At 72.6% G+C, this 2,938-nt stretch carries 2 protein-coding genes; one reads left to right on the top strand and one right to left on the bottom strand.

Annotated features, from left to right (window positions below; translation table 11 throughout):
• Positions 1-109: 109 nt before the first annotated feature.
• Positions 110-1,513 (bottom strand): NAD(P)/FAD-dependent oxidoreductase, encoded by a 1,404-nt coding sequence (locus HCN52_RS23410; RefSeq protein WP_168090426.1) that lies wholly within the window; start codon positions 1,511-1,513, stop codon positions 110-112.
• 694 nt (positions 1,514-2,207) lie between these two features.
• Here HCN52_RS23410 and HCN52_RS23405 point away from each other — a divergent pair.
• Entirely contained in the window at positions 2,208-2,897 is a 690-nt protein-coding gene (locus HCN52_RS23405) for a class I SAM-dependent methyltransferase (protein WP_168090425.1), read from the top strand.
• Positions 2,898-2,938 lie beyond the last annotated feature (41 nt).

Genomic DNA, 2,938 nt, shown 5'->3' with positions numbered 1-2,938 from the left:
GCCCGCCGCGCAGCCGGATGGTGAACTTGCCGAACTTGATCATCGCGACGCCCTTGCGGAGGCCGAGACCGGCGACGGCACCCTTGTTGGCGTGCTTGTAGTCCTGGCGTCAGCCGGCGGCGGCCTTGGCCTTCTCCTTGGTGTCGCTCTCGGCGGCCGGCGGGGCCGGCGCGGGACGCTCGACGGCCGGGGCCGGGCGGGCGGCGGTGGCGAACTCGTGGCGCGGGTTCTCCATGGCGCCGAGCGAGACCACCTCGCGCTTGAGGAACAGACCCAGCGTCCAGTCGGCGAAGACCCGGATCTTCCGGTTGAAGGTCGGGACGGCCATGCCGTGGTACGTGCGGTGCATGTACCAGGCCAGCCGGCCGCGCAGCCGGATGGTGAACTTGCCGAACTTGATCATCGCGACGCCCTTGCGGAGGCCGAGACCGGCGACGGCACCCTTGTTGGCGTGCTTGTAGTCCTGCTGCGGGAAGCCCCGCAGCTCGGAGATGACGTTGTCGCCGAGGACCTTCGCCTGCCGGAGCGCGTGCTGCGCGTTCGGCGGGCACCAGTCGCCCTCGCCCTCGACGAGGTTGGGCACCTGGGCGTTGTCGCCGGCGGCCCAGACGTGGCCGAGGCCGCGGACGCGGAGGCTGGGCTCGACGTCGACGTGGCCGCGCGGTCCGAGCGGCAGGCCGAACTCGGCGAGCACCGGGTTGGGCTTGACGCCGGCGGTCCACACGATGGTGGAGGAGTCCGCCTCCACGCCGTTGCTGAGGACGACGCGGCCGTCGACGCAGGACTTCATGGAGGTGCCGAGGTGGATCTCCACCCCGCGCTTCTCCAGGTGCTCGCGACCCCACTCGCCGAGCTTGGGCCCGACCTCGGGGAGGATCTTGTCGGCGACGTCCACCAGCAGGAAGCGCATGTCCTCGCGCTTGATGGAGGGGTAGTACTTCGCCGCGTCGCGGGCGAGGTCCTCGATCTCACCGATGGTCTCGGCGCCGGCGAAGCCGCCGCCGACGAAGACGAAGGTGAGCGCCTTGCGGCGGATCTCCTCGTCGGTGGTGGAGTCGGCGCGGTCGAACTGCTCCAGCACGTGGTTGCGGAGGCCGATGGCCTCCTCCACGCCCTTCATGCCGATGCCCTCTTCGGCGAGGCCGGGGATCGGGAAGGTGCGGGAGACGGCGCCCATGGCGACGACGAGGTAGTCGAAGGGGACTTCGTAGGCGGGTCCGACCAGCGGGGCCACAGTGGCGACCCGGCGGTCCTGGTCGATGGTGCTGACCCGCCCGGTGAGCACCTCGGCGCCGGGGAGAACCCGTCGCAGCGGCACGACAACGTGACGCGGCGAGATACTGCCGGCGGCTGCTTCCGGCAGGAAGGGCTGGTACGTCATGTACGAGCGCGGGTCGACGACCGTGACAGTCGCCTCGCGGTAACGCATCTTCTGAAGGATGCGACGCGCGGCATACAGGCCGACATACCCGCCCCCCACGACGAGGATTCGCGGACGCTCCGTGGTGCTCATGCTTCGAGTATCCACCCACCCCCTGGGGGGTGCTCGTGAGGGGGTTCACAAGCTACCGGGGTACCTCTGTTACACTCCCGGCCACCCCGCCGGCAGACCTCCGCTTCCCAGCGGGCCACCACTGCCCTGACGTGCGCGTTCTTCGCCTCGGGCAGTCCCCGGGCACTCGGTTTCATACACCGGACATGCGGCCGAAGAGCCCCCGAAACACCCGGGAGCGCCGGGACGTCCCACCTGGTGGACCGGCAGCGGCGAAGATCCGCCCGAAAGGCCGACGATCCATGTGAAGAAGTTCACGAAGCTTTTCGCGGGCGACGCGCCGACGGTCCCCCGACCGGTCCCGAGCTTGTCGCGGCGGCGCGGGGACCCGCACCGGGCCGACCGGCCCGCGGTCGCCCCGAACGCCCCCGCGACACCCGGCTGACCCGCCGTCACGGCCTGGCGCGGGCACCGGGCGGGAGACGGGAGGGAAAGGGGCCGCGCGGGACCACCACCCGGCGGCGGCCCCGGTCGTTGACGATGCGGAACCATCCGCGGCGGGCGCCTGCTGCGCCCCGACGCCCCACCGCGGACGCCGCACGGGAGCCGGAGGCGACAGCGCGGCCCCGACCGTCACCGACCGCTCCGCGCTCGTTCCCGCCCCGCCGACCGGCGCGCCGGAGCGGAGACGGGGGCGCACCACCGAAGGACGTCCGTGCCCGTACCCCACGACATCGCCGCCGAGACCGAGCTGTGGAACGCCTACGCGGAGTCCGCGTTCACGGGCGAGCTGGAGCCGGTGCTCCGCTGGACGCAGTACGCGGACCACGGCCCCGGGCCGGAGCTGCTCGGCACGCCGGCCTCCGTGCTGGAGATCGGATGCGGCACCGGCCGTGCCGTCGCGTACCTCGCCGGGCGCGGGGTGAGAGCACGAGGCATCGATCTCTCGCCGGTCATGACGCGGATGAGCACCGACCGCTGGGCGCGCACGGGGGCCGAGTTCGTCTGCGGCGACGTGCTCTCCGTGCTCGCCGCGGACCCGCAGCGCTGGGACGCGGTCTGCTCGATGTTCGGTGCCGCCTGGTTCGTCGACCCGTCGCGCCTGTTCCCGCTCGTGCTCGACCGTCTGACGCCGGGCGGCCGGTTCGTCTTCTCGCAGCCGCCGGCCATCCCCGGGGCCTACGGCCCGCAGGGGATGTACAAGGGCGGCTTCGCGGGCCGCGCCTGCTTCACCTACCGCTACAGCTACCGGCCCGAGGTGTGGCAGCGGCACCTGGCCCGGGCCGGCTTCGTGCGGGTCGAGGCGACCGTCCTGGAGGCACCGACCCCGGGCCACATCGGCACGCTGATCGTGCGTGCGGACGCTCCCGGGAACGGCCCCGTCGCCGGCGGCACGCCGTCCTGACGACCGCGGACCGGACGGGCACGACCCGCGCCGGTCCGCTC

Origin of the sequence: Streptomyces bohaiensis (genome assembly GCF_012033785.1) — a bacterium.
Classification (GTDB): Bacteria; Actinomycetota; Actinomycetes; order Streptomycetales; family Streptomycetaceae; genus Streptomyces; species Streptomyces bohaiensis.
This window is presented reverse-complemented; position numbering and strand designations above follow the sequence as displayed.